This is a genomic window from Corynebacterium faecale (assembly GCF_030408735.1).
In the GTDB taxonomy this organism is placed as follows: Bacteria; Actinomycetota; Actinomycetes; order Mycobacteriales; family Mycobacteriaceae; genus Corynebacterium; species Corynebacterium faecale.
The window spans coordinates 252,895-276,989 of the sequence record NZ_CP047204.1; the positions used below are offsets into that span (position 1 = coordinate 252,895).

Annotated in this window: 28 protein-coding genes and 1 tRNA gene; 16 read left to right on the forward strand and 13 right to left on the reverse strand. The window is 61.3% G+C overall.

What is annotated here, in order from left to right:
• Positions 1-39: 39 nt before the first annotated feature.
• The 5 genes from CFAEC_RS01160 to CFAEC_RS01180 all read right to left on the reverse strand — a co-directional run bounded on the left by CFAEC_RS01160 (position 40) and on the right by CFAEC_RS01180 (position 5,191).
• Positions 40-1,260 carry a glycerate kinase family protein gene (locus CFAEC_RS01160; RefSeq protein ID WP_290278035.1) on the reverse strand — a complete coding sequence of 407 codons (1,221 nt, stop codon included), beginning with the start codon at positions 1,258-1,260 and terminating at the stop codon, positions 40-42.
• Positions 1,261-1,282: 22 nt separating this feature from the next.
• A complete protein-coding gene (locus CFAEC_RS01165; protein WP_290278037.1) occupies positions 1,283-2,773 on the reverse strand; it encodes an SLC13 family permease in 1,491 nt (496 codons plus the stop codon).
• Positions 2,757-3,710, reverse strand: coding sequence for a hypothetical protein (locus CFAEC_RS01170; RefSeq protein WP_290278040.1), 954 nt, complete (start codon positions 3,708-3,710; stop codon positions 2,757-2,759). The genes CFAEC_RS01165 and CFAEC_RS01170 overlap by 17 nt, the downstream gene beginning before the upstream one ends.
• A 365-nt stretch (positions 3,711-4,075) precedes the next feature.
• Positions 4,076-4,152, reverse strand: a tRNA-Pro gene (locus CFAEC_RS01175).
• A gap of 16 nt (positions 4,153-4,168) precedes the next feature.
• Entirely contained in the window at positions 4,169-5,191 is a 1,023-nt protein-coding gene (locus CFAEC_RS01180; RefSeq protein WP_435384247.1) for a metallophosphoesterase, read from the reverse strand.
• A 9-nt stretch (positions 5,192-5,200) separates the two neighbouring features.
• Here CFAEC_RS01180 and CFAEC_RS01185 point away from each other — a divergent pair, with 9 nt between their 5' ends.
• Positions 5,201-5,665, forward strand: coding sequence for a GatB/YqeY domain-containing protein (locus tag CFAEC_RS01185; protein ID WP_290278044.1), 465 nt, complete (start codon positions 5,201-5,203; stop codon positions 5,663-5,665).
• Here the strand turns inward: CFAEC_RS01185 and CFAEC_RS01190 are convergent.
• A complete protein-coding gene (locus CFAEC_RS01190; protein ID WP_435384267.1) occupies positions 5,662-8,052 on the reverse strand; it encodes a transglycosylase domain-containing protein in 2,391 nt (796 codons plus the stop codon). The genes CFAEC_RS01185 and CFAEC_RS01190 overlap by 4 nt on opposite strands.
• Positions 8,053-8,275: 223 nt before the next feature.
• Here CFAEC_RS01190 and CFAEC_RS01195 point away from each other — a divergent pair, with 223 nt between their 5' ends.
• The 4 genes from CFAEC_RS01195 to CFAEC_RS01210 all read left to right on the forward strand — a co-directional run bounded on the left by CFAEC_RS01195 (position 8,276) and on the right by CFAEC_RS01210 (position 10,299).
• On the forward strand, positions 8,276-8,626 hold the full coding sequence (locus tag CFAEC_RS01195) for a WhiB family transcriptional regulator (protein ID WP_290278048.1): 351 nt from the start codon (positions 8,276-8,278) through the stop codon (positions 8,624-8,626).
• Between the two features lie 70 nt (positions 8,627-8,696).
• Positions 8,697-8,852 (forward strand): Sp36 family protein, encoded by a 156-nt coding sequence (gene sp36 / locus CFAEC_RS01200; RefSeq protein ID WP_006770232.1) that lies wholly within the window; start codon positions 8,697-8,699, stop codon positions 8,850-8,852.
• A gap of 4 nt (positions 8,853-8,856) precedes the next feature.
• Positions 8,857-9,318 (forward strand): RidA family protein, encoded by a 462-nt coding sequence (locus CFAEC_RS01205; RefSeq protein ID WP_290278057.1) that lies wholly within the window; start codon positions 8,857-8,859, stop codon positions 9,316-9,318.
• A gap of 129 nt (positions 9,319-9,447) precedes the next feature.
• Positions 9,448-10,299 (forward strand): MBL fold metallo-hydrolase, encoded by an 852-nt coding sequence (locus CFAEC_RS01210; protein WP_290279771.1) that lies wholly within the window; start codon positions 9,448-9,450, stop codon positions 10,297-10,299.
• Positions 10,300-10,480: 181 nt separating this feature from the next.
• On the opposite strand, the gene glxR is transcribed toward CFAEC_RS01210, so the two are convergent.
• Both glxR and CFAEC_RS01220 read right to left on the reverse strand, forming a co-directional pair.
• Positions 10,481-11,164 (reverse strand): CRP-like cAMP-activated global transcriptional regulator GlxR, encoded by a 684-nt coding sequence (glxR, locus tag CFAEC_RS01215; RefSeq protein WP_290278059.1) that lies wholly within the window; start codon positions 11,162-11,164, stop codon positions 10,481-10,483.
• Between the two features lie 260 nt (positions 11,165-11,424).
• Positions 11,425-11,628 (reverse strand): hypothetical protein, encoded by a 204-nt coding sequence (locus CFAEC_RS01220; protein ID WP_290278061.1) that lies wholly within the window; start codon positions 11,626-11,628, stop codon positions 11,425-11,427.
• Between the two features lie 63 nt (positions 11,629-11,691).
• Here CFAEC_RS01220 and nth point away from each other — a divergent pair, with 63 nt between their 5' ends.
• The 4 genes from nth (at position 11,692) to CFAEC_RS01240 (ending at position 15,377) form a co-directional block, all read left to right on the forward strand.
• A complete protein-coding gene (nth, locus tag CFAEC_RS01225; RefSeq protein ID WP_290278063.1) occupies positions 11,692-12,489 on the forward strand; it encodes an endonuclease III in 798 nt (265 codons plus the stop codon).
• The gene (locus CFAEC_RS01230) at positions 12,490-13,080 is read left to right on the forward strand and encodes a TlpA family protein disulfide reductase (RefSeq protein WP_290278065.1); all 591 of its coding nucleotides are present in this window, start codon (positions 12,490-12,492) and stop codon (positions 13,078-13,080) included.
• On the forward strand, positions 13,080-13,832 hold the full coding sequence (locus CFAEC_RS01235; protein WP_290278067.1) for an NUDIX hydrolase: 753 nt from the start codon (positions 13,080-13,082) through the stop codon (positions 13,830-13,832). The genes CFAEC_RS01230 and CFAEC_RS01235 overlap by 1 nt, the downstream gene beginning before the upstream one ends.
• Before the next feature lie 348 nt (positions 13,833-14,180).
• Positions 14,181-15,377, forward strand: a complete 1,197-nt coding sequence (locus CFAEC_RS01240) for a MarP family serine protease (RefSeq protein WP_290278069.1) — start codon at positions 14,181-14,183, stop codon at positions 15,375-15,377.
• Positions 15,378-15,467: 90 nt separating this feature from the next.
• Here CFAEC_RS01240 and CFAEC_RS01245 read toward each other — a convergent pair whose 3' ends face one another.
• The 3 genes from CFAEC_RS01245 to CFAEC_RS01255 all read right to left on the reverse strand — a co-directional run bounded on the left by CFAEC_RS01245 (position 15,468) and on the right by CFAEC_RS01255 (position 18,376).
• Entirely contained in the window at positions 15,468-16,409 is a 942-nt protein-coding gene (locus CFAEC_RS01245; protein ID WP_290278070.1) for an alpha/beta fold hydrolase, read from the reverse strand.
• Positions 16,410-16,709: 300 nt separating this feature from the next.
• Positions 16,710-17,258, reverse strand: a complete 549-nt coding sequence (locus tag CFAEC_RS01250) for a phage holin family protein (protein WP_290278072.1) — start codon at positions 17,256-17,258, stop codon at positions 16,710-16,712.
• Between the two features lie 263 nt (positions 17,259-17,521).
• Positions 17,522-18,376, reverse strand: a complete 855-nt coding sequence (locus CFAEC_RS01255) for an HAD family hydrolase (RefSeq protein WP_435384248.1) — start codon at positions 18,374-18,376, stop codon at positions 17,522-17,524.
• A 449-nt stretch (positions 18,377-18,825) separates the two neighbouring features.
• On the opposite strand from CFAEC_RS01255, the gene ssd reads away from it, so the two are divergent.
• The 7 genes from ssd to CFAEC_RS01290 are packed head-to-tail and all read left to right on the forward strand — an operon-like array spanning position 18,826 to position 23,315.
• Positions 18,826-19,905, forward strand: coding sequence for a septum site-determining protein Ssd (gene ssd / locus CFAEC_RS01260; protein WP_290278075.1), 1,080 nt, complete (start codon positions 18,826-18,828; stop codon positions 19,903-19,905).
• Positions 19,905-21,053: a TadA family conjugal transfer-associated ATPase gene (locus CFAEC_RS01265; protein ID WP_290279773.1), complete on the forward strand. Its 1,149-nt coding sequence runs from the start codon at positions 19,905-19,907 to the stop codon at positions 21,051-21,053. Before ssd ends, CFAEC_RS01265 begins: the two co-directional genes overlap by 1 nt.
• Positions 21,038-21,823: a type II secretion system F family protein gene (locus tag CFAEC_RS01270; RefSeq protein WP_290278077.1), complete on the forward strand. Its 786-nt coding sequence runs from the start codon at positions 21,038-21,040 to the stop codon at positions 21,821-21,823. Before CFAEC_RS01265 ends, CFAEC_RS01270 begins: the two co-directional genes overlap by 16 nt.
• Complete coding sequence (locus CFAEC_RS01275; protein WP_290278079.1) at positions 21,820-22,431, forward strand: type II secretion system F family protein; 612 nt, start codon at positions 21,820-21,822, stop codon at positions 22,429-22,431. The genes CFAEC_RS01270 and CFAEC_RS01275 overlap by 4 nt, the downstream gene beginning before the upstream one ends.
• Before the next feature lie 60 nt (positions 22,432-22,491).
• Positions 22,492-22,692 carry a DUF4244 domain-containing protein gene (locus CFAEC_RS01280; RefSeq protein WP_290278081.1) on the forward strand — a complete coding sequence of 67 codons (201 nt, stop codon included), beginning with the start codon at positions 22,492-22,494 and terminating at the stop codon, positions 22,690-22,692.
• On the forward strand, positions 22,670-23,002 hold the full coding sequence (locus tag CFAEC_RS01285) for a hypothetical protein (protein WP_290278083.1): 333 nt from the start codon (positions 22,670-22,672) through the stop codon (positions 23,000-23,002). The genes CFAEC_RS01280 and CFAEC_RS01285 overlap by 23 nt, the downstream gene beginning before the upstream one ends.
• Positions 22,977-23,315, forward strand: coding sequence for an Rv3654c family TadE-like protein (locus CFAEC_RS01290; RefSeq protein WP_290279774.1), 339 nt, complete (start codon positions 22,977-22,979; stop codon positions 23,313-23,315). The genes CFAEC_RS01285 and CFAEC_RS01290 overlap by 26 nt, the downstream gene beginning before the upstream one ends.
• Here CFAEC_RS01290 and CFAEC_RS01295 read toward each other — a convergent pair whose 3' ends face one another.
• Both CFAEC_RS01295 and CFAEC_RS01300 read right to left on the reverse strand, forming a co-directional pair.
• Complete coding sequence (locus CFAEC_RS01295; RefSeq protein WP_290278085.1) at positions 23,316-23,621, reverse strand: transcriptional regulator; 306 nt, start codon at positions 23,619-23,621, stop codon at positions 23,316-23,318.
• Complete coding sequence (locus CFAEC_RS01300; RefSeq protein ID WP_290278088.1) at positions 23,618-24,061, reverse strand: hypothetical protein; 444 nt, start codon at positions 24,059-24,061, stop codon at positions 23,618-23,620. Before CFAEC_RS01300 ends, CFAEC_RS01295 begins: the two co-directional genes overlap by 4 nt.
• Positions 24,062-24,095: the final 34 nt, after the last annotated feature.

A 24,095-nucleotide genomic window follows, 5' to 3' on the forward strand; every position in this document is an offset into this window, starting at 1 on the left:
CTCTGAAGATGAAATAGGGATGAGAGTTTTCCTGGTGACTCAGGCGGCTGCCTGGAAGTGGGAACGGATATGATCCTCGCGTCTTCCGGAGACGGCACAGCCGAGCATGAGCAGGCGGATTGCGCGTTCTGCCGCATCAGTCAGAAGTTCGCGTCCATCGCGGACCGCATCCTCCATGGCCATGGGAACAGTCATGATGGATTGGATGGCACCGATACCCACATCATGCACCTGAGGTGCTCCCTTGCCCAGCGAACCAGCCAGTGCCAGGACAGGAACTCCGGTGACACGTGCACGCCGTGCCACCTCGGCGGGTACCTTGCCCCGGGGTGTTTGGAAATCAATGGCGCCCTCGGCGGTGATGATGAGATCAGAAGTACTGATGAGATCATCGAGATTGATAGGGGTGGGGAGGTCCGAGAGCAGGACATCGAAACGGTCCCGGGCTACTGCACCCAGGGCCATCAATCCTGCCCCGAGCCCCCCGGATGCACCGGAACCGGGACCACGGTGGAGGTCTGCTGCCGGGAAGAAGGTGTGGTCCAGTAGAGTGGCCCACTGTTCTAGCGCTCTGGATAGCTGCTTGACCTGCTTCTTCGTGGCTCCCTTCTGCGGGCCGAATACAGCGGCGACACCTTTCTTCCCAGTGAGAACATTGTGGATATTGCAGGCCAGGGTGAGGGAAACATCAGCCAGTTTCGGGTGCAGCTTCGTGGTATCAATTTTCACTGCAGCGCTCAAGCCTCTACCACCCGGGGTTACCTCGGCACCGGAATCATCCAGGATTCGGGCACCGAGCGCGCTGAGTGCTCCCGCACCACCATCCGAGGTTCCGGAATCACCGCAGCCGATGATGATGTGGTTGATGCCATGATCCAGCATGCGTGCGATAAGTTGCCCCACTCCATAGGTGGTGGTGGCGGTGGGATCGCGCTGATCACGTGGCACCAGGCTGAGTCCGGCCGCCTGGGCCATTTCGATGACACCGACGCCCTCATCGACATATTCCAACCACTGGGCAGTGACTTCCTTTCCGACCGGGCCCATCACCTGCTCGGTATGCAGAAGGGTTCCCGAACGGGAACTGAGGATTTCCAGGGTGCCTTCACCACCATCTGGGACGGGGAAGGTATCCACACGCACACCGGGAAGGACGCGGCGCACACCGGCTGCAATGGAATCGGAAACATCCACGGCAGACAGGGATTCCTTGAAGCCTGAAGGGGCGACAAGAATACGTTCTGGCAGGTAGAGAGTCATAGGAAAGCTCCTTGCTTTGGGTTTAGTTGAAGAGGGGAAGGCCGAGGGCCGGCCAGATGCAGAAGGCGAACACAGCGGTCACCGCTATGAACATGGGGGCCATGAGCAGTGACATACGGGCCAGGTCTGAGGGATCGAAGTTCTGTTTGGCACCGGTGTCATCACCGCGGAAAATAGCCAGGGGTTTCGCTGACGCCGGCAGGGTATGACAAAAACCAGCGGCGGCGGTGGAGATGAACGCTGCAGCCACGGGATTCACCCCCACTGCCGGGGCGAGCGCCACCACGATGGGAATTAGGACAGCTGAGCGGGCAGACCGGGACTGGATGACCAGGTGCGCAGCAGCGGAGACGACAATGACCACCAGCACAAACATGGTGCCATTGAGTCCTTGGAGCAGCGATGAGGCCAGGATCTCTACGGCGCCGGATTCCGTCAGGGCCTGGCTGATGGCGATGGTCGCCGCCATGAATAACAACAATGACCAGGGGATTTTGCGGACAGCTTCAGCCAGATCCACTGTTCCGATATATGGTGACGCAGCCAGCAGCGCACCGAGCACAGCCACCATGGCCGGAGGAATATGGTGGATGGACTCCGTGAACCATAAAATGACCACTCCTGCCAGCACCAGCAGGGAACGGAGTTCCTTTGCGCCGAGGGGCTCTTGGTCTTTTCCCTGGTTGAGCAACTTCTCGGTGATCACCAGACGCTGGGCGCGCTGCTGGTCGTCGGAAAGCGCCAGTAGAATGATCTCGGCCGCAAGGTGTGAGCTGAACAGGGCGAAAGGTAACCCCAGCAATAACCAGCGTGCGAAACTAAAACCCTCCAAACCCTGGTCGAGCAGAATCTGCTCAGTGATCAGATGGGCACCAGCGCCGATTAACGATGCCACCGCGGAAAACAGCACCACACTGGGGAGTGTGATGGCCAGAACCCGCAACAACCAGGGGGGTAGCACCGCAGAGAAAGCTAGAAATACAGGCAGGATCAATGCAGCACGACCACTCGTGGCAGGAACAACAAAAGCTGTGAGGACCGTGGCAAAGGTGAGAACATGGACGAGAATACGCGGTGAGGATATCCCCACGCTGATCCGCACAGTCACCCGTAGAGCCAACCCGGATCTGGTCACGGCGGAGGAAATGATGAAAGCTCCGATCAACAACCAGATTGTTTCACTCCCCAGCGGGGAAAATAGTGCATCTGCGCTGATGATTCCCAACAACACCAACACGCTCGCCGCACTGAGTGCTACGAAAGTATCTGATACTGCAGAAAACACCCACATCCATACCGCAACAGCGAAGACCACCAAAGTCACCCGGGCATCAGTGTCCATGACAACAGTGCCTGCGGTTTCCGCAGTTTCGGGCAATGTCATAAACCAGATCACGGGGATGGACAGGGCACTGACAATGGAGATCAGTCTCCGGGTACGTGAGGTCGACTCCGGCACGGTGGCATAGACACGGTATCTGGGGCCGATGAAGCTGTCAGTGATGGTTCGCATGGTTTCTCCTGTCTTGGTGGAGGGGCAGATCAATGCCGATGGTGCATCCTGACCGGGGAGCGGATTCCACCCAGGCGACACCACCGTGTTGCTGGCTGGCATCGAGCACCGGACGCATTTCAGGAGCGCTGAAAGTTGTATTGAGGTGTCGTGATGTGAGCTGGGTGTCCGGGGAATGCACCCACAGGGTGACGGTGTCGTGCCGGATACTCATGCCGGCGGCGGTGCCTCGACAGAAATCGGCGGCAGCCTTCAGCGCGGTGCCCAGTGCTGCGACATCCACATGCATGAGGACCCGTGGATCCGATGGAAGGGCCAATTCCAGGCCGCAACGTTCCCCGATGCTCTTTCCCACGGCATTCAGGTTCTCCTCCACCAGCTGGGGGCTTCGACGAGCCTTGGGGAAAAACCACCACAACATTCCCACCACCGTGACGCCTGCTACAACAAGTGACACCACCATCCGGATGAGACGCTGGGTATGGTGAATGTCCATGCCGGTGAACCGGGCGATGAGCAGGGAAGAATCAGCTGTCTCGATCTCCACCGAAGCCCAGTAGACAGGCCCCTCCGTTTTCTCCACCACTCCGGTTGCCTCCGGGCTATTCGTGGCTGCCACGATGAGGGCATCTCTGGAATCGAGGGGCTGTTCAACCCAGTCGGACTGGATCAACTGCTTCGGGGTGATGCCCACCAGTGCTTCATCGGGGCTGACGGGATGCTGTTCAATAAACTCTGCCAAGAGTGAATGCGCAGAATCTGCTTCCTGGGAACCCGAGAAGTGAACAAAATCCCGCACGGTGGATTGCACCTCCACCCGGGCCTGATGATGAACCCGGGCGATCAACACAGCGTGCAAAGCCACGGTGAAAAACACCAACGACAGCCCTGCAATGAGAACAGCAGGGATGAATCTGATGTCATTGCGCTTGATCATGGGCGGATTCTCTCTCTACATTCCACAGCGCCGGTGTGGCGCTGTAAGAACCATGATCACGGTCCATGATGAATCCTCGATGAGATGAAAATGAGGATTTCTTCATCTTCGTGAGGGCACCTCTGAGAGAGTCACTCCGGGTGGATACGGTGCTCACGAGGTAGTGCACCACAGGCTTCGGCGGGGCGTGACGCGGAAGTGCCCACAGCTGCCCACGGTGGCTGCATCGCATGGGGGTTGTTTCTCCACCGGGCTCAGATTAAGACGGAAAAAGTGTGTCCCGGCACGAGAGGAAAACTGGTGGGGCGGTACAGCCCAGGCATGAAAAACAGGCTGGAAGGTGTATAACCTTCCAGCCTGTTTATTGGTCGGGATAACAGGATTCGAACCTGCGACCTCGTCGTCCCGAACGACGCGCGCTACCAAGCTGCGCCATATCCCGTGGCACCCGCCCCACTTTAGTACTCGGGTTTGTAGAGGCCAAAACGCCTGCTCAAAATGGGGGAGTGGCCAGTTCCTGCATGGTCAGAGAGCTGGGAATCGCGTTCGGTGATCTTTAATAGGGTGGCGCTGGGGCGGCAGAAAATCCGTACCGGGGCGAACTTGGAGGTACCCAGGCCGTTGGAGACATGCATCCACATCGACCCAAACTTGTGCAGGCCGGAGGCACGTTTGCGGTCGATGCCGGCATTGGTCACGATCGCGCGTTCGCCCGGTAGGCAGATCTGGCCGCCGTGGGTGTGTCCGGAGAAGGACAACTGGTAGCCGTCGGCCTCGAATTGCTTAAGGACCCGTGGCTCCGGGGAGTGCAATAACGCGATCGACAGATCCGCATCCGCATTCGGGGCGCCGGCGATTTCGGAGTAGTCGTCGAGGTGGTGGTGGGGATCGTCGACACCCGCGGCGGCCAGGCGGATCTTGCCCACCTGGAATTCCAGTCGTTTCTGGTTCGCGTCCTGCCAGCCACGTTCAATGAAGGCAGCACGCATGCCCTGCCAGGGAAGGTCCACATAACTGGGGGTGCGTTTCGTTCCGAACAGGTACTTGAAGGGGTTGACCAGGCGGGGCGCCCAGTAATCATTGGTGCCGAAGACGAACATGCCGGGGCGGTTCAGCAGGGGCTCGAGGGCCTGTAGGGCATCGGGGACTGCCTTTTCATCGCTGAGGTTATCGCCGGTGTTGATCACCAGATCCGGATCCAGGGCATCCAGGGCGGAGACCCAGGCCTTCTTGGTTTCCTGACCGGGGATCATGTGCAGGTCGGAAACATGGAGGATCCGGAAGGATTCCTTGCCGCGGAGCGTGCCGGGTTCGAGGATCGGCAGGGTGTGGGTTTTCAGTCTGAAATTGTTTAGTTCCGAATAACCCCAGGCTGCGATACCCAATCCGAGGCCGAGTCCGGCTCCGAGGATGCCGCCGGTGGTCTTAGCGAGAGTTTTAACGTTTGTTGGCACGTTATTCACCCTACCCGGGGAGTACATTGGGAAAACATGAGTGAGCTTAAGCAGAAAATCCGTGACGACCTGACCACCTCCATGAAAGCCCGGGACAAGGAGAAGACCGGCACGCTGCGCATGTTGCTGTCGGCACTGACCCAGGAGGAGACCAGTGGCGCGAAGCATGAACTGACCGATGAGGACGTGCTGCGGATCATCGCCCGCGAGATCAAGAAGCGCCGCGAGTCGGCGGAGATCTACGTCCAGAACAACCGCCAGGAGCTGGCGGATGTGGAACTGACAGAGGCCTCAATACTCGAGGCTTATCAGCCAGCGCAGCTGTCCGATGACGAGCTCAACGTGCTTATCGACGAAAGCATCGCCGAAGTGTCCGACCAGACCGGCGAAGCAGCCGGAATGAAGCACATGGGCCAGGTGATGAAAACCGCCACGGCGAAAGCGGAGGGCCGTGCGGATGGAAAACGACTCTCCACCGCAGTGAAGAGCCGTTTGTCCTAGTTTCCGAGGATCTGTCGGATGGCGTCGTTGATGGCGTCCACCCCGTCCTGGACAGAAGGTGCCTCTGGCGCTGGAGATGCGGGACGGGCAGGGGATGGGGTGTTGTCATCATCGGACGGGGCCGGAGGTGGTGGGGCTGCGGGTCTGGTGCCGTCGGAGATGTCGAGGATGATTGTGCTGCCGTCGATAAGCGTTCCGCCTTCAGGGCGGGCAGTGACAACCGTGCCGCGGGGGCGGCCGGTGCCACCGACGGAGCGGGTGGTCACGCTGTAACCGTCGGCCTCAGCCATGCGCTTGGCGCTCGCTTCGCTCTGGCCGGTGAGGTCCTCGAGGAGTGCGCCGGCGGTGCCGAGCCTGAACTCATCGGAGTTGTCCGGGATGGTTCCCTGCTGGGCTGCTGGCACGTTGTTGGCCATCGCAAACCAGGTCTGCGCTGGTTCCAAGCCACCGTAGAGGTTGCCGCTGCCGCACTGGCGCACCGGGCCACTGCAGAGCGGGGTGGTGGTCGTGCCGTCGTTGTAGATGTAGGGTGCTGCGGCGAAGTTGTTGTTGAAACCCATGAAAGCTGACGACTGGTTGGACTCGGTGGTACCGGTCTTGGCGGCGATCGGACGGGTCCAGTTATACATGCTGGCAGCCCCCCGGGCTGTGCCCTCGGTGGTGTCCTCGCTCAGGCCCACGGTCAGGGCATCGGCAACATCGGCATCAATGGCGCGCTCGCACTCAGGGCGGTCGATGTAGACCTCGTTCCCTTCGCGGTCATGCACGGAGACGATCGGGTTGGGCTCACACCACATTCCACCGGACGCGATGGTTGCAGCCACGTTCGACAGCTCCAGAGGATTCACCGCCGTGGGCCCCAGGGTGTAGGAACCCAGGTTGTGATCCTTCATGTAATCCGCGATGGAGTAGCTGCCGTCGAAGCTACCTTCCTCGGTGTAACTGCGCAGACCCAGCTTCACCGACATGTCCACGACACTGTCCACACCGACCTGTTCGATCATCTGGATGAAGGTGGTGTTGGGGGAGTAGGCGAGCGCCTCCTGGAGGGTCATCTGTGATTTGTAGGTGCCGGCGTTCTCCACGCAGTAGGTGTTCGCCGGGCAATTTGCAGCACCGCCGGTGCCCATGCCCCTGGCTTCATAGCGGACAGGAACATCCAGCACGGTGTCCAGGCCCATGCCCTGGTCGATGGCTGCCGCCGCGGTGAAGATCTTGAAGATGGACCCCGCACCGTTACCCACCCGGGAGGTGGTCTGGGGGAGCATTGTCTCACCGGCTTCCAGATCCAGGCCGTAGTTGCGGGAGGAGGCCATGGCGAGGATATCGCGGGAGCTCGCGCCGGGTTCGATGACGTTGACTACCTCGGCCACGCCCTGCGCTGTGGGATTGGTATGGTTCACCACGGCCGTGCGGGTGGCATCCTGGATGGCGGGGTCAAGGGTCAGTTTGATCCGGTAGGTGTCCTTGGCCAGCATCTCCTGGGTGATGCCCTGATCCGCGAGGTATTCAAGTGCATAATCACAGAAGAAACCGCGATCACCTGCACCGATACAGCCGTTGGCCAGTCCCTGGGGGGATTCCAGCACACCGAGGGGTTCCTGCTGGAGGGCAGCTGACTCCTCCGGGGTGATCGCACCCGTGTCCGCCATCGCCGCCAGCACCGTGTTGCGACGGTCAAAAACCGCGTCGTGGTTGGTGTACGGGTTCAGGTAGGACGAGGACTGCACGATTCCGGCCAGCATCGCAGACTGGGGAACATTCAACTCCGCAGCGGAGGTGCCGAAGTAGGTGCGGGCGGCAGCTTCCACTCCATAGGCGCCGTTGCCGAAGGGCACGATGTTGAGATACCGGGTGAGGATCTCATCCTTGCTCAACTTGTCATCCAGATCGGAGGCCATGCGCATCTCACGCAGTTTGCGGGGAATGGATGTCTCCACGGCCGCGGCCTGCTCTGATTCATCATCGGCATCAACGAGCAGGAGGAAGTTCTTCACATACTGTTGGTTAATGGTGGAGGCACCCTGTTCCACCCCGCCGGCGGCCAGGTTGGTGAGCATGGCGCGGCCGAATCCCTGGAGATCAACACCGTCGTGCTCATAGAATCTCCTGTCTTCGATGGACACGATGGCGTCCTTCATCGGAACGGAAATCTGGTCACCGGTCACCTCAAAACGCCGCTGTGAGTACAGGTAGGCTATGGGTTGATCGAGAGCATCCGTGATGGTGGTGACACCGGGGCCACGGCCATCTTCGAGATCTGCGAGATTAGACTGCATGGTCTCATTGGTGCGCGCGACGGCGACAGCGGAAATTCCGGCGACAGGCACGAGTGCGAGCGCGCCAAGGACACCCGCGGCGACTGTGGAGGCCAGGAGCTTGGTCATGGACTTTGCGATGGACACGTTAACAGCCTAGCGAGTTGTGCCAGTTTCGCGAACCCCACCTTTTGCAGTGCCGGGATATGACTTACCCGTTGCGCGGATTCAAATGCTCCACGTAGAACACCCGCAGACTCCCCCGTTTGTGTGATGCATTCGACAGCCAAATCATGGTGTGACTACACTAACTTTGTAATGGTAAGTGCCGTCTGGACTTAAGGAGCGAGTCATGACGTCTGTCATCTCTGAACAACGTAACAACCCGTTCGTGCGGGATAATGTTGCGGTTGCGAAGGTGGATTCCGCCGAGCGTGGTGAGTGGGTCACCCAGGCTAAGTGCCGCAACGGAGATCCCGACGCACTCTTCGTTCGTGGAGCAGCGCAGCGCCGTGCCGCAGCGATCTGCCGGCACTGCCCGGTAGCCATGCAGTGTGTTGCCGATGCCCTCGACAACAAGGTTGAGTTCGGTGTGTGGGGTGGTCTGACGGAGCGTCAGCGTCGCGCCCTGCTACGCAAGAACCCGCACATCACCAACTGGGCTGAGCACCTTGCCCAGGGTGGGGAACTGGCCGGCATCTAGGCGGTGCCGCCACATGATCAGAGGTGAGTGCCCTCCCTCCGGCCCCACCAGTCACGGTAGGATCAGGCTCATGACTAAATGGGAATACGCCACTGTGCCACTGATCACTCACGCAACCAAGCAGATCCTCGATACCTGGGGTGAGGATGGCTGGGAGCTCGTCACCGTCATGCCGGGAATGAACCCTGAGAACCTTGTCGCCTATATGAAGCGAGAGGTGGCCTAAGCAGATGGCCTCTATTTCAGACCGCCTGGCGGAACTCGGAATCACCCTGCCCGCCGTGGCTGCTCCTGTGGCCGCATATGTCCCGGCTGTACAGACCGGTAACCAGGTGTGGACCTCCGGCCAGCTGCCCTTCATCAACGGTGAACTTCCAGCGACCGGCAAGGTCGGCGCAGAGGTCAGTGCTGAGGATGCTGCTGATTATGCGCGCACCGCTGTCCTGAACGCTCTGGCTGCCATTGATGCACTCGTGGGGATCGATAAGGTCACCCGCGTGCTCAAGATCGTCGGATTCGTGTCCTCAGCTGAGGGATTCACCGGGCAGCCCGCTGTGATCAACGGAGCCTCCAACCTGATCGGTGAAGTGTTCGGCGAGGCCGGTGCCCACGCCCGCTCCGCAGTCGGTGTGGCTGAGCTACCGCTCGGTGCTCCGGTTGAAGTGGAAGTGATCGTCGAAGTCTCCGCCTAGAAGCTCCTCCCATCCAGGAGGCGGGTGCCGCCTCCGGTTTCTTCTCCTGGATCTTCTCCTCTTGGATCGGGCAGGGTGGTTACTCTGCCCGGTTCCACGAAAGTGTCAATGACCGCTAAGCTGATCCATATGGAGCATCCTGCTTACAGCCAACTGCGACCGGTAACCCCCTCTGCCTCAGTTATCCTGTGCCCGAATCCTGGCTACAGCTCACTTGAGGGCACTAACTCATGGGTGATCCGCGCGCCTGAGGATTCCCGGAGTATCGTCATCGATCCGGGTCCTGAAGATGAGGGACACCTCAATGTTCTTAATGCCAGGGGTGGCGAGGTCGGGCTCATTCTGCTCACCCACCGTCACCACGATCACGCTGATGGTGCGACGCGTTTCCGCCAGCTGACCGGCGCACCCATCCGGGCCTTCGATCCCAGCTACTGTGCGAAGGCAGACGATATCGTTGATGGGGAGATCATCACCATCGACGGAGTGACACCTCAGATTGAGGTGGTCGCGACCCCGGGGCACACCCGTGATTCTGTTTCTTTCTTCATCTGGAGCGGCACCCCGCACGAATCGGTCCTGGAGGGCATCGTCACCGGTGACACCATTGCAGGCCGCCACACCACCATGATCTCCGAGACCGATGGTGATCTGGGTAGCTACCTGGATTCCCTGGCGGTCCTGGAGGAGCGCGGCAAGGATGTCCCACTCCTGCCTGGACACGGCCCAGACGGTACTGATGTGTCCTGGTTCGCCCGCAAATACATTGACCGCCGCGAACAGCGACTGGCTCAGATCCGTGAGGTCTGGGCGGATCAGGGCAAGGACGTGTCGATGAAAGACCTCATCGATGCCATTTATGATGATGTGGATCCGGTCCTGCGTGGCGCTGCGGAGCAGTCCACCCACGTGGCCATCCGCTACCTCGAGGGGCTGGAAGCGGCTAACCAGGCTTCGGCCTCGGGTGCCCGCAACGCCTGAGCCCCCTCCAGAACACCCGGAAACACCTGGACACCGCCTGAAACCCTCTCTCATCGTGGGTTGCAGGCGGTTTCTCTATGGAGGCTGTTTGTTCGGGTGGGAAGCAGAGAACCACGCCTGACCCCAGCAGAATCGCTGCCGGGTTCAGGCGTGGTTTATCTATTCAGTCCTTTAAAGGGGACTAACGTGCACGACGCGCGAGGTGCTCCGTATCCACGATGAGCACAGACTTGCCTTCCAGACGGATCCATCCGCGGTGGGCGAAGGTTGCCAGAGCCTTGTTCACGGTCTCACGGGAAGCGCCGACCAGCTGGGCGATCTCTTCCTGGGTGAGGTCATGGTTGACGCGCAGTGCGCCAGCTTCCTGGGTGCCGAAGCGGTTGGCCAGCTGCAGCAGGGTCTTGGCGACTCGGCCGGGGACATCGGTGAAGATGAGGTCGGCGAGAGAGGCATTGGTACGACGCAGACGACGTGCCAGGACGCGGAGCAGCTGCTCAGCGATCGCCGGGTGGTCGGAAACCCAGTTGCGCAGCATCTCGGAGTTCATGGTTGCTGCATGAACCTCGGTGACGCACACTGCGGAGGAGGTGCGTGGACCCGGGTCGAAGATGGACAGTTCACCGAACATGTCAGATGGGCCCATGATGGTCAGAAGGTTCTCGCGGCCGTCATTGGCATGACGTGCCAGCTTCACCTTGCCTGCGGTGATGATGTAGAGACGGTCGCCCGGCTCGCCCTCGTCGAAGATTGTGGCTCCGCGGGGGAATCGGACGGTCTCCATATCCTGGATAAGGTTATTGACGGCCGTCGGATCTACGCCCTGAAAAATTCCAGCGCGTGACAGGATTTCCTGTACACCTTCCACTACTTTTCTCCTTCATCTGAACACATGTTTATTCCGGTCCGGATGAGTGGCGACACCGTGGGTGTCTGAGGTAAACGAAAATCCGGACGATGCCTGGCTAGAGGCATCCATGCTGTGTCGTCCACAACTCTACTATGCGATTGGTCACCACAATAGTTGAATTGCAGGAATTGTCACACTTGAAACGAGAGAAAAAGAATATTCACAGGATACTGACAATGGAACCCAATGAGTAGGTTGATTACTCAAACATTATCTTATCAAGCTGCCTGGGCTTGCGGTGGGGTCTCGGGATCGTCGGAGGATTCAGTCGGAAGGTCATTGCCAGCGGTTTCGGTAGGGGTGCCACTGTCAGCTGCCTCGTCGGTGTCAGGGGTGCTCAGGAGGGAAGTCTCGATTCGCTGCATGGCGAACATGAAAAACAGCAGCAGAAGCGGGATCAGCACTACGAGTAGACCAGTCATGGGTAATCAGTCTAATGATTATCGGGTTTCGCGCCTACCTGCGGGGTCTGGCAATCTTGAACCATGGCTGGCTCAATCGGATCGATAACCCCCCAGAAACGTCCACGGGTTGGTTCCCACATCGCCAATAAGGGTGGTGAGACGGATATCGGCAGGAAACGTCGAGCCCGTCGCGTTAACCGGACGCTGGCCCTGGCGTATCCGGATGCCCACTGCGAATTGGATTTCACCACTCCGCTGGAACTCACCGTGGCCACGATCCTGTCGGCGCAATGCACCGATGTGAGGGTCAATCAGATCACGCCTGCTCTGTTTCGTCGATACCCCACGGCCTTCGACTATGCCAACGCAGATCGCGATGAACTGGAGGAGCTCATCCGGCCCACCGGGTTCTACCGCAACAAGGCGAGCTCACTGATCGGCCTCGGCCAGTCACTGATCACGCACCACGGTGGGGAGGTGCCGGACACGCTTGAGGAGCTGGTGGAATTACCCGGAGTGGGGAGAAAGACCGCGAATGTGGTGCTGGGCAATGCCTTCGATGTTCCGGGCATAACCGTGGACACCCACTTCGGCCGGTTGGTGCAACGCCTGGCACTGACGGAATTAACTGACCCTGTTCAGGTGGAGCATGCGATCGGGGCACTGATCGAAAAACCTGAGTGGACCATGTTCTCCCACCGGCTGATCTTCCATGGACGTAGGATATGTCATAGCAGGCGGGCAGCCTGCGGAGCCTGCATGCTGGCGGCCGACTGTCCATCCTTCGGGTTGGAGGGTCCGGCGGATCCCGTGGAGGCGCAGAAGCTGATCAAGAGTGATGACAGGGAGCACCTGCTGAAGATGGCAGGGATTGAATAGATGACAACGAGCGCTAAATGGTCCCTTCTGGGCGTAGTGGTGGTTCTGGCCGTTCTGATCGCACTGATTCCGCAGTTGCTGTCCAACCCCGGTGACAATGGCGGCACCACCGCCGGCGAGGCGGGGGACGGGGCGGGGGAGGCGTCGATAAGCAGCGTGGTGGCCGATAGGCCAGACTGTCCGGCCGACAATGCGGCGGGGATCGAGCTGCCCTGTCTGGGCGGGGAGACGGGCGACGGCAATGATCTGGCCACCATCGTCAACGTGTGGGCCTGGTGGTGTGAACCGTGCAGGACCGAGCTGCCGGTGTTTGATCAGTTCGCCGCGGCGCATCCCGAACTGAACGTGGTCGGTGTGCATGCTGATTCGAATGGATCCAACGGTGCGGCCATGCTCAATGATCTGGGGATCGAACTGTCCAGCTATCAGGATGATGCCAATCTTTTTGCGGGCACGCTCGGTCTGCCGGCCGTGGTGCCGATCACCGTCGTCATTGATTCCTCCGGGGAGATGGTGGACATGTTCCCCCAGACTTTTGACAGCGTGGAGGATCTGGAAGCTGCCGTGGGTTCCGTGGGTGAGTTGCTGTGATGCATGCCAACCATCTGTTCCCCGATCTGCCCCATGATTTCCCGGGGCAGAACGTCGATCTGGCACCCGATAATGCGCCGGTGTGGATGCGTCGATTAATGAATCGGATTGAGGAGGGGCATCTGCGCAATCCCCTCGCCGGTGCGGAGGTCACCGGAACAACCGATGCGGAGAAGCAGGCCGCGGTACTCATGCTCTTCGCAGGTTCCGCCACCTCCTTCGATCTACCCAATGACGCCTCCGTGCTGTTGACCCACCGCTCACCGACCATGAGGTCACATTCCGGTCAGATCGCGTTTCCCGGCGGACGCATCGATCCGGAGGATATCAACGCCGTCGACTGTGCCTTCCGTGAAGCCTGGGAGGAGACCGGCCTGGATCGCCGCACCGCCACCCCGCTCGCCCAGCTGGACGAGGTGCACATCCGCGCCACCGGATATCCCGTCTACCCGGTGCTGGGACACTGGCACAGCCCCTCACCCGTGGCAGTGATCAGTCCGGATGAAGCCGATGAGGTTTTTGATGCCCCGCTCTATGACCTCATCAACCCCGACAACCGCCTGATGGTGGGGTGGCGGGAGTGGAAGGGACCCGCCTTCCGCGTCGCCGATTACGTGATCTGGGGTTTCACCGGCGGGTTGCTGTCCGCCATCATCGATCAGGCCGGCTGGGCCCACGACTGGGACACCGACCGGATTTACGATCTGGAGAACACCCTGGCCAGGTCACGCAATAACGAACGCCTGCGCTAGATTGCGTTCGTCGGCGCTTGTGCGCGTTGCCCGAGCTGCTTGGCGGCCGGGGTGCGTTATGCAGCGTGAGCGCACGCGAGCCAGCGCCGGGGTGCGCGCGAGCCAGCGCCGGGGTGCGCGCGAGCCAGTGCCGGGGGTGCACGCAGACTGGCGTTTGTTCGCCCAAACCGGCGCTGAGTGCATCGGCCCGCATTAAGTCCGCGTTAGGTGCAGCACCCGCGAGTATTCTAAACTCGTCAAGGATATAGTTCCATCTGAAATCCGACGGCGAAACGGCACAGCTGCACAGCGGTGACAGCCGCACAGCCACACATCGTCGGGTTGTGAAAGAGCAGAGCACCCTAGAAATTGTTGAGTTCGAGTCCGGTCGTTGATGTCATCATCCTCGTCATCCTGGTGTTCGCACTGTGGGGCGGATGGAGGCAGGGTGCCTTCACCTCGCTGTTGTCCACGGCGGGGGTGGTGGCAGGTCTGGTGATCGGTGCTGCCGCCGCGCCTTTTGTGATGCGGTTGACGGAGTCCACGGCTTTGAGATTCCTCCTGGCGATCGGAACCGTGGTGCTGTTGGTGGGGTTGGGCAATCTCATCGGTGCGCATCTCGGCAACGCCATCCGTGATCGCATCAGGTTCCGCAGTTCCAGGATTGTGGATTCTCTGGTGGGGGCGGTGTTCCAGGCTCTGGCCACCCTCATCGTGGTGTGGTTGGTGGCGATTCCGCTGGCCACAGCATTGTCCGGGCCGGTGGCCTCCGGTATCAGGGATTCCCGGATTCTGGGCTTTGTGGATGACAACACCCCGCGTGGTCTGGAGACTCTGCCGTCGAGGATTGCTGCGATGCTGACGGACACCGGTCTCCCGCCGCTGATTTCCCCGTTTGATAACCGGCCCATCCTGGAGGTGGAGGCCCCGACCATCAATGTGGCCGATGTGGAGTTGGTGGAGTCGCTGCGCCCCTCTGTGGTCCATGTGATGGGTGATGCTGGTGAGTGCAGCCGTCGTCTCATGGGGTCCGGGTTTGTGGCGGCACCGGATTATGTGATCACCAACGCCCATGTCGTCGCGGGCACCGACACCGTCAACCTGGATACCACGGTCGGTGTCCACGGCGCTGAGGTGGTTTTTTATGATCCCGATGTGGATATCGCGGTGCTTTACAGCCCCGGCTTGGGCCTGAGTCCGCTCACCATGGCGGAGACCCCGTTGGAGACAGGTGAGGAGGCGATCGTGATGGGCTTCCCGCTGTCCGGTCCCTTCGATGCATCCCCGGCCCGTATCCGCGAGCGCATCATGATCACGGGTGCCAATATCTACGCCTCCGGCCAGCATGAACGTGAGGCCTATTCGGTGCGGGGCACCATCCGTTCCGGTAATTCCGGTGGCCCCATGGTGGATGAGGAGGGCCATGTTGCGGGTGTGGTGTTCGGCGCGGCGATTGATGGTTCCGACACCGGTTTCGTGCTCACCACCGATGAGGTGCAGAGCCGCGTCGGGGACATTCAGCGTCTGGTCACACCGGTGGACACCATGCAGTGCGCGGTGTCTTAACACCTCTGCTTTGCGACGCTCCCCCGACCACCCCGCTGGGCTTGGCCGCCCCAGGGTGGATCCCCCTCGGCGCAGCTCGAGGCGATGGTGTCAGACGGTCTGAGCGAACTCCGCGACCATTCCGGTGAACTGATCTGGATCCTCCAGAAAGGACAGATTGGTGACCCCCGGGACGGTCACCACTTTGAAGGCCCCGGTGGTGCGGGTGCGGGCGAGCGCTGCGAGGGGATCCGTACGGTTGTCACGGGGACGGATAAGCCAGACGGGGCAGCTGGCGACCTGGTTGCTGAGTTTCGATGGCAGCGATGCCATCAGGAGCCGATTGGTGCGGACAATCGCTGTGAAGGTGTGATCGATGGAGAGAGCCTTCTGGCGCAATTTCACGGCCTCGGCAAAAGCCCTGCTGCGTTGAAACGGGGGTGTGGTGTGGGTGAGCACTTCTTGGCGGGCGGCGCGGGGGATCAACATGCGCGCCGGGCGCAACACGGCCGTGGGCAGGCTGCAGAGCATGATCCGGATGATGGTGGTACCGAACAGGTGCGGCCGCCGGAGAACCGCCTGGCTCAGATCCACGGGGTGGACTGCTCCGAGTGAGATGACCGCTGTCGCCCGCTCCGGGTACAAGGTGGACACCGACCAGGCGATGCTGCCACCGGTGTCCGTGCCCACGAGGATCGCAGAGTCATGCCCCAGAGCACCGATGATCCCGTTGATATCGCCCGCGGAACGGCGCAGATCATAACCACTCGGGGGTTTGTCGGACAAACCATAACCACGCAGATCCACGGCTGCGACATGGAAACCCCGGGCAGCAAGTGGTGCGATGACATCCTTGTAGTCAAACCAGCCACCGAACGCCCCGTGGAGGAGCAGGATCAGGGGATCGGTGGAGGAACCAGCCACGGCCACATGCAGCCGCACCCCACGGACATACACATTGTCATGCTGGTAGGGCCCGTCAAGTGCCACCACGGACGGTGAGCGACTAATTGATGCCACGGTCCGGTTCATGGAGCGTCTCCGATTGACCATGGTCAACCAGTTTCTCCAGGAGGTGAAAAAACGCCTGACCACACCGCCGTTTCCCCGATCCTGACCGGGAAGCGGGGTGGATGTATCTGGGAACTTGATGGATGGTGTCAAGGGGGGGCCTCAGGGGAGAGTGGGCTGACGCATGGTGGGGGTGATCCCCAGGCTGCCATCGCCAACGCCCCTCGGCACGAACCAGGCGGGGGACTGGCACCGAGGGGTTTATCCAGGGTGCAGGCCGTGTGCCGTGGGTGGGGTGTGTCGCGGGGCGATGAAAAAAGGCTGCGTGAGGGCTGGGGGAAACTACTTGCCCGCAGCGGTGGCGCCGGGGCCGTGGAAACCAGCGGTGTAGAGCCCACGCTGGTTGGAGCGCTCCAGGTTGCTGGTGGCCTGACCTGGAACCAGGTTCTTGAGTTCATTCACCGATTGGATCGTGTTCTTCGGTGCTCCCATCTTCTTGACCTTCTTCCATCCGAAGAACGCCAGTGCGGCGGCGAGGACAATCATGATGAGGAAGACGATCAGGAATGCCGCCCAGCGGTCGAGCCAGGTGGAGAGGAGTTCCGCCAGGAAGAAGAAAAAGAAGAAAGAGCTATACAGCGCGATGGTGCCTGCGACACCGAAGGCTCCACCGCCCACAGCTGCCTTCTTGGCTTCTCCTGCCAGCTCGGTCTTCGCCAGCTCCACCTCCGCGCGGAAGAGGCTGGACATCTGGGAGGTGGCATTGGAGATCAGCGTGCCAATGGACGCGTCACCCTTGATGCTGGTGTCCACGTCGCTGAGCGGAATCGCATTGACCTTCGGGGTGAAGGTATCGCTGCCATCGGTAAAAAGGCCATCGTTGTTGCTCACTTGGAAGCTCCTCCAGTGTTTTTAAAGGCGTACATCTTCTGCGTTCTTTAGTCCCAATCGTGCCATGAAATTCAATCCCGGGTGAACTTCCCGGCCGTGCAGCATGGGGAATGTTGCGCAAATGTTGTCACCGTGCGTGTTCTCCACCGCCGATCATGGGCGCTGAGTTACATAATAGAGGTATCTGACGCCGGGCATCATGGCGGGGAGGTGCGACACCCTCCCCATCGCGCACCTCAGCCCTCATCCTTGACGGTGAGGTGTCAGGCGGTGCCGCGCCTGGCGCGTTTGACCCACCAGATGCCGCCGGCGGCCATGGCCGCGAGGCCGGCCACCACGCCGGTTCCTATCCCTACGTCCCGTGTGCTCGGCATCTGGAACAACGGCTCAGGGTTTTTGAAACTTAAAATCGTCCATCCGCGTTCCAGAGCGGTCTTCTTCAACGCTCTGTCCGGGTTGACGGCGACGGGGTTGCCGACAGTCTCCAGCATGGGCACATCTGTGAACGCATCGGAATAGGCGAAGCTGGATTCGAGGTCATAACCGTGTTCTTCAGCAAGGTCGAAGATGGCCTGCTGTTTGGCGGCGCCCTTGCAGTAGAAGAGCACCTCGCCGGTATAGCGGCCGTCAACTGCCTCCAGGATCGTGTTGACGGTTCGCGTGACCCCCAGTTCCTTGGCTATCGGCTCCACCAGCTCCCTCACCGATGCGGAGATGATGATGACATCGTGTCCCCGTTCCCGGTGATAGTCGATGAGCTCCCGCGCCTCCGCGTAGATGGTGGGTGTCACCACCGTGTGCATGGTCTCTTCGGCGATGCTGCGGACCTGTTGCACATCCCAGCCACGGACCATGGCGGTGAGCTGGTCACGGGTGTTGTCCATCTGCTCACTGGTGTGGCCTGCGAACATGTAGGTGGCCTGCGCGAGTGAGAGTTGGAGGGCCTCCACCGGGGAGATCAGGCCGCTGTTCATGAACTCCCGGCCGTAGGCGTAGGTGGAGCTCATGGCGATGATTGTTTTGTCCAGATCGAAGAAGGCCGCCACCGTGCCCGGCGTGGCCCTGTCTGCATCTCCTGTACCGGGGCGGGCCAGTGGGGAGAAGTCTGGGTTATTCACAAGGGGTAGTCTATAGATTTTTCGACGGTTTTAAAGATCGGAACTGAAACTAGTGGGGCTGAAGTGATGAAAGATACTAAAGGGGTGGCGATTCTGGGAGGTGTTGCGGTTAGCAAATGCGATCACATGTGCTAATTGGGAATTTGATTGAGTTGACCCGCGGTTATTGTCATGTTCCGCTTCTTGTGTCATAATTTCAGGTGCAAGGCCCCGACATACCGTGTGGCCTGCCCCGACCACACCCCCCCCGAGGTCGGGTTACCGACGGCCCGCGCACACCCCCCCCCGAGGCGCGGGCCGTCCCTTATTCCTATAAGACTGCGCGGAGCCCCGAAAGGTTCCCGGGTTGTCCACATTAATTTGGGGCACCATCAACAAAACCGGGGGTTATCCACAGGTCGGTTGCCAACCCGTTGATGGGCGGGGTGATCCCCAGCAGAGTGTGGGGCATGAACTCGCCCCGCAGAACCCAGGCCATCCTCGTCGCTATTCATGATCCCGTCCTTCACCCCGAAGCCATGCATATCGCTGCTGCCACCGGGCGTCCCATCGTGGACTCGACCAGCCCGGCTGATGTCGCCCGCCACTGGAACCGGGCGTCGGCTGTGCTCCTGGATGCGGAGATGGCGGGAAACCTCACCAATGACCGTCGGCGGGACCGCATCTTTCTTCTGGGATCAGACCCCGGCCCAGCTGATTACCGGGCAGCCATGACCATCCAAGCCGAACAGGCTTTGTTGTTGCCAGCCCAGACTGCGGAGCTGCTCACCGCGCTGGGACGGGATGATGGCAGGACCGCATCGGTGAACCGTGGATCAGGCACCGTCATCGGAGTGCTGGGTGTGGCCGGCGGGGTGGGGGTGAGCACCATCGCGGTGGCTCTGGCACGCAGGCGGGCCACCGGGAATCCCGCCGTCCTCATTGATGCGGTACCGGGATCGGGAGGCCTTGATCTGCTCGTGGGTGCCGAGGACGTACCGGGCGCCCGGTGGCCTGACCTCGGTTTCACCCGCGGGGCCGTCGCCGCAGAGGACGTGGTGGCGGCACTACCCGCCATGGGGGATAACCTCTTTGTCCTCTCCGCAGCACGGTCACTGGTGGCGGACCCTTTCGTGCTGGAACCGGCGGTGGTCAAGACAGCAGTGGTGAGCCTGATGGAGGGCGAGCGTCCCATGGATGTGGTGGTGGATCTGCAGGCGGGGGCCATCACCGAGGAGGTGGTACCGGTGCTGGATCATCTCGTGGTGGTGGTTCCCGCTGAGGTGCGTGCGGTTGCCGCCGCGGTTTCACAATTACAGGAACTTAAGCGCCACCAGGTGCAGGTCTCGGTGGTATTGAGGCACCGCGGCTGGTCGGGACTGGATGTCGCGGAGGTGGAGAGGATCCTCAGCACACCGGTGATCGCAGAGGTCGGAACCATCGCCAGACTGCCCAAAACCGCGGAGATGCACGGGCTGACCGGTGCCCTCCCAAGATCACTGGTGCTGGTCAGCGATGCGATCACAGCCGAGTTGAAGGTGGGTGCGTGATGTCTACGCGGGGTGCGCAGGATTTGCTCATCGAGCGGGTTCAACGCGTGCTGGCGGGACTTCCGGAGCAGGCCAGCTCAGCGGAAGTGGTCCAGGTTGTGCGGGATCAGGCGGGTGTGATCGGTGATGAGGAGGTGATTGAGATTCTCCGCAGGCTGCGCAGTGATTCCGTCGGTGTGGGCCCCTTGGAACGCGTTCTGGCCCTGCCGGGTGTGACGGATGTGCTGGTCAATGGTGCCCACGATATCTGGCTTGACCGGGGTGATGGACTTGAGCGGGTGGATCTGGATTTCGGGTCGGATGAGGCGGTGCGTCGTTTAGCAACCCGCCTCGCGCTTCAGTGTGGTCGCAGGCTTGATGATGCCCAGCCATTTGCCGATGGGCGTCTCGTCCGGGATGACGGCAGCATCATTCGCATCCATGCGGTGTTGCCGCCCTTGTCGGAATCCGGCACCTGCCTCAGCCTCCGGGTGTTGCGCCAGGCCACACTGAGCCTGGATGATCTCGTCCGGGGCGGCACCCTCACCGGGGAGTTGGCCCATGTGCTCCGGATCGTGGTGGACAAGCGCCGGGCCTTCCTGGTGGTGGGTGGCACCGGTTCCGGGAAGACCACCCTGCTGTCAGCACTGCTCAGTGAGGTGCCCGGAGATCAGCGGATCGTCTGCATCGAGGACACCGCTGAACTCAATCCGGCACACCCCGGGACGGTGAACCTGGTGTCCCGGGCGGCCAATGTTGAGGGTGCCGGTGAGGTCAGCATGTCGGATTTGTTGAAACAGGCGCTGCGGATGCGGCCGGACCGCATTGTCGTGGGGGAGATCCGCGGTGCCGAGGTGGTTGACCTTCTTGCTGCCCTCAATACCGGCCATGAAGGTGGTGCCGGGACGATCCATGCCAATTCCATCGCCGAGGTTCCTGCCCGCATGGAGGCCCTGGCCGCCAGGGGCGGGGTGGACAGGATGGCTCTGCATTCCCAGTTGGCTGCGGCGGTGGACGTGGTGATCGTGATGAAACACACCGCGCAGGGGCGTCGACTTGCCCAACTGGGCACACTTCGGGGATCTCCCACCGAGGCCCACGTCGTGTGGGATATGGATCGGGGACTCGTTGACCCGGACACGGAGCTGGCGACATGGTTTCAGTCCTGATCTTCCTCGCCGTCGGGATGGCACTGCCCGGGCGTGGGCCAGTGTCCGGGAGAGGCGTGGCCCGGCAGTCACCACGCGGAGCGCTGCCGCCCGCAGCCATCATCGCGACCTTTCCCGTGCTCACCGCGGGGTTCATCATCCTGGGCATCGACGTGGCTTCCATGATCGCATTGGTGATGGTGGGAGCTGTGGTGGTGTGGAGGTTGCGGCGGAACCGGGAGCTGCGCCGTGGCAGGCGGCGGACCCAATCGCTGGCCGCGGTGCTGGGATTATGCATCGGTAATCTCCGCGCCGGGGTGTCCATGGTGGATGCGCTGGATTATGCACTGGCCAACACCCCGCCGGTAGCGGGTGTGACGGATGTGCTCACGGCGTCAGCTCGCCGGGCCAGGTCCGGCGGTGCCGGCCCTGCGGTGCTTATCGACGCCCCCGTCACCGACCTCCAGCGACTCGGCACCGTGTGGGATGTTTCGGAGAAACACGGGGTGCCCCTGGTCGGGCTGATGGAACAGATGCGAACCCGGTTGGACACCCGCGAACGTCACCGTCAGGCCTCCGCCGCCCAACTACAGGGGCCTCAGGCAACCGCGGTCATCCTGGCACTGTTGCCCCTGGCGGGGATACTCATGGGCACGGCGATGGGGGCGGACCCGGTCGGATTGCTCACCGGGGGAGGAATCGGTGGAGCCCTGCTTGTCGTCGGGGTGGCCTTCGGGGCCAGCGGTTTCGTGATGACCCAGAAGATCCTCGAGGGGGCGAATCCCTCATGATCGCATCCTGTGTGCTTGCGGTGATGGCCCTGCTGGTCATCCCTCCCATGCCCGGGGTGAGGGCAGGAGTGCCGGGTGAGAAACGCATCAGGGCGGGACCCGGTCTGATGGCGTGGCTGGAACGCCTGCTCCCAGGTGCTGGATCCTCAGCTCAGGGGGTGCGGGGCGATCCACTGGACACCGCAGCGGATATAGATCTGTTCGCTGCTTGTCTCGGTGCGGGTTTGAGCACCCGCGATGCCGCCCACGTGGTGGCACGCGTGGCGCATTCCGGGCACCGCAGGGTCTGGGAACAGACGGTGGCACTGTTGTCGATCGGTGTGGGGCCCGACAGGGCATTCGCCCCGATGGCAGAGGTGGAGGGCTTGGATGAGTTAGCGAACCTGGCGGAGGTTTCCCACCGCTCAGGCAGTGCTCTCAGCCAGGGATGTCACCGGATCGCCCAGTCCCTCTCTGCAGCGGCAGCCGATCATCGAACTGCCGCTGCGGAACGTGCAGGCGTGTTCATCGCACTTCCCCTGGCTGCCTGTTTCCTCCCCGCCTTCATGATTCTCGGTCTGGCGCCCGTGGTGCTCGGCCTGGGCATGAAGGTGATGGGACATCTTTAATACTGACCTGTCCAACTGACTATTCATACGACCGAATCACACTATCTGATGGAGAAGACAATGAACCTTAATCTGATGACCTTTCCCCAGCGTGCCCTGGCCACACTGCGCAATGATGAGGGCCTGACCACTGTCGAATATGCCCTGGGCACCCTCGCCGCAGCGGCCCTGGCCATCGTGTTGTACACGGTGGTCAACAGCGGGGCGGTGGGTACGGCCTTCGAAGATATCATCACCGATGCCCTCAATACCCAGCCCTGATCGGGCACCCATGAGGCAGGCGTGGAGGAATGAGCAGGGCTCCGTCACCATCGAAGCCGCGCTTGCCTTGAGTTCCCTGGTGGTGGTCAGCGCCTTGATCGTGGGTGTGCTGGCCACCCTGGCCATGCATGTGGCGGCAGTCAACGGCGCCGGGGCTGCAGCCCGGGCGCATGCGATCGGGGAGGTGTATGTACCTGCACGGGGCCAGGTCACCACCACGGAACAAGGTGGTCTGATCACCGCGACGGTATCCATTCCCGCTGTGATTGGAGAAGTAAGTGCCAGTGCGGTGTTCCCGGTGGAGAACTGATGACGGGGGATATGCCACGGTGGCTGCTGCCGGGTTCGCTGCCGTCCTGGTCATGCTGTGCGCGGTGGTGGTCTGGCAGGCCGGTGCGGTGGTTGCCGCTGCCGAAGCGCAGCGCGGTGCTGATCTGGCGGCGGTGGCCGGTGCGTACCGGATCGCGGTTGGGGAGGGGCCAGAGGCTGCGTGTGCATCAGCTGGCCTGGTGGCGCAGCTCAATGATGCCACGCTGAACAGGTGTGAGATCACCGGAGAGGATGTGACCGTGGAGATCACCGTGCGGGGCAGGTCTGCCCAGGCGCGGGCGGGGCCTGTGTGATCAGGAACGCGCGATGGTTTTGAGCACGTCCAGGTGTTCACGCCACGCGCGTTGTCCCGCTGCACTGAGTTTGATGCTGGTCTGGGGGAATTTACCGGCAAAGCCCTTGGATACCTGGAGGTAGCCGAGTTCCTCCAGGGCGGAGATGTGTTTGGACAGGGTGGAGTCGGTGGTCTCCAGGAAATCCCGGGCGTACTTGAAGGTGAGGGACTCCGCCCCGGAGAGCGCAGCCATCAGGGAGAAACGCAGGGGGTTGGTGAAGGCCGCATTCAGATCCATCCGGGGATGCCCGCTGTTATTAGTCACTGAGTGGACCTGCCGATGCTGATCAGCTCCCATGTCGGGCCCGCCAGGGCAAGGGTGAGGAAGACGATGGACATTCCGGCTGCCTGCAGCGCGGTGAACTCAGGCCCGAAGAAGGTGGCGATCACCCACAGCAGGGTCCAGAGCCCCATCATCGTTGCCCAGCGGATGGCGAAACCACGTGGGGCGCTCCCGGAGCGGAAGGCCACGATGATGCTGAACAGGGTGCAGCAAAGGATCCAGGTCAGGGCGGTGATCAACAGGAGGGCGTGGGGGAAACCGGCGGCGGCCCAGGTGGCTGCCGAGATGGCATACAGGGCACTGCCGGCGCAGATGCCCACAAATCCTACCCAGCTGATGGAGAAGCCGGTGGCGGAGTGCTGCAACCGGCTGGCGCGGTTGAGGAGTTGTTGTGCGTCTTGGGGGTTCAGATTGGTGCTCATGATGGCAACCCTCCGAGTAGCGTATGTTGAGAAA

Bases quoted from the DNA above. Each gene is read 5' to 3' on its own strand.
- CFAEC_RS01160 (WP_290278035.1), bottom strand. From the start codon at position 1,260: ATGACTCTCTACCTGCCAGAACGTATTCTTGTCGCCCCTTCAGGCTTC.
- CFAEC_RS01165 (WP_290278037.1), bottom strand. From the start codon at position 2,773: ATGCGAACCATCACTGACAGCTTCATCGGCCCCAGATACCGTGTCTAT.
- CFAEC_RS01170 (WP_290278040.1), bottom strand. From the start codon at position 3,710: ATGATCAAGCGCAATGACATCAGATTCATCCCTGCTGTTCTCATTGCA.
- CFAEC_RS01180 (WP_435384247.1), bottom strand. From the start codon at position 5,191: ATGTACTCCCCGGGTAGGGTGAATAACGTGCCAACAAACGTTAAAACT.
- CFAEC_RS01185 (WP_290278044.1), top strand. From the start codon at position 5,201: ATGAGTGAGCTTAAGCAGAAAATCCGTGACGACCTGACCACCTCCATG.
- CFAEC_RS01190 (WP_435384267.1), bottom strand. From the start codon at position 8,052: ATGACCAAGCTCCTGGCCTCCACAGTCGCCGCGGGTGTCCTTGGCGCG.
- CFAEC_RS01195 (WP_290278048.1), top strand. From the start codon at position 8,276: ATGACGTCTGTCATCTCTGAACAACGTAACAACCCGTTCGTGCGGGAT.
- sp36 (WP_006770232.1), top strand. From the start codon at position 8,697: ATGACTAAATGGGAATACGCCACTGTGCCACTGATCACTCACGCAACC.
- CFAEC_RS01205 (WP_290278057.1), top strand. From the start codon at position 8,857: ATGGCCTCTATTTCAGACCGCCTGGCGGAACTCGGAATCACCCTGCCC.
- CFAEC_RS01210 (WP_290279771.1), top strand. From the start codon at position 9,448: ATGGAGCATCCTGCTTACAGCCAACTGCGACCGGTAACCCCCTCTGCC.
- CFAEC_RS01220 (WP_290278061.1), bottom strand. From the start codon at position 11,628: ATGACTGGTCTACTCGTAGTGCTGATCCCGCTTCTGCTGCTGTTTTTC.
- nth (WP_290278063.1), top strand. From the start codon at position 11,692: ATGGCTGGCTCAATCGGATCGATAACCCCCCAGAAACGTCCACGGGTT.
- CFAEC_RS01230 (WP_290278065.1), top strand. From the start codon at position 12,490: ATGACAACGAGCGCTAAATGGTCCCTTCTGGGCGTAGTGGTGGTTCTG.
- CFAEC_RS01235 (WP_290278067.1), top strand. From the start codon at position 13,080: ATGCATGCCAACCATCTGTTCCCCGATCTGCCCCATGATTTCCCGGGG.
- CFAEC_RS01245 (WP_290278070.1), bottom strand. From the start codon at position 16,409: ATGGTCAATCGGAGACGCTCCATGAACCGGACCGTGGCATCAATTAGT.
- ssd (WP_290278075.1), top strand. From the start codon at position 18,826: ATGAACTCGCCCCGCAGAACCCAGGCCATCCTCGTCGCTATTCATGAT.
- CFAEC_RS01265 (WP_290279773.1), top strand. From the start codon at position 19,905: ATGTCTACGCGGGGTGCGCAGGATTTGCTCATCGAGCGGGTTCAACGC.
- CFAEC_RS01270 (WP_290278077.1), top strand. From the start codon at position 21,038: ATGGTTTCAGTCCTGATCTTCCTCGCCGTCGGGATGGCACTGCCCGGG.
- CFAEC_RS01275 (WP_290278079.1), top strand. From the start codon at position 21,820: ATGATCGCATCCTGTGTGCTTGCGGTGATGGCCCTGCTGGTCATCCCT.
- CFAEC_RS01280 (WP_290278081.1), top strand. From the start codon at position 22,492: ATGAACCTTAATCTGATGACCTTTCCCCAGCGTGCCCTGGCCACACTG.
- CFAEC_RS01285 (WP_290278083.1), top strand. From the start codon at position 22,670: ATGCCCTCAATACCCAGCCCTGATCGGGCACCCATGAGGCAGGCGTGG.
- CFAEC_RS01300 (WP_290278088.1), bottom strand. From the start codon at position 24,061: ATGAGCACCAATCTGAACCCCCAAGACGCACAACAACTCCTCAACCGC.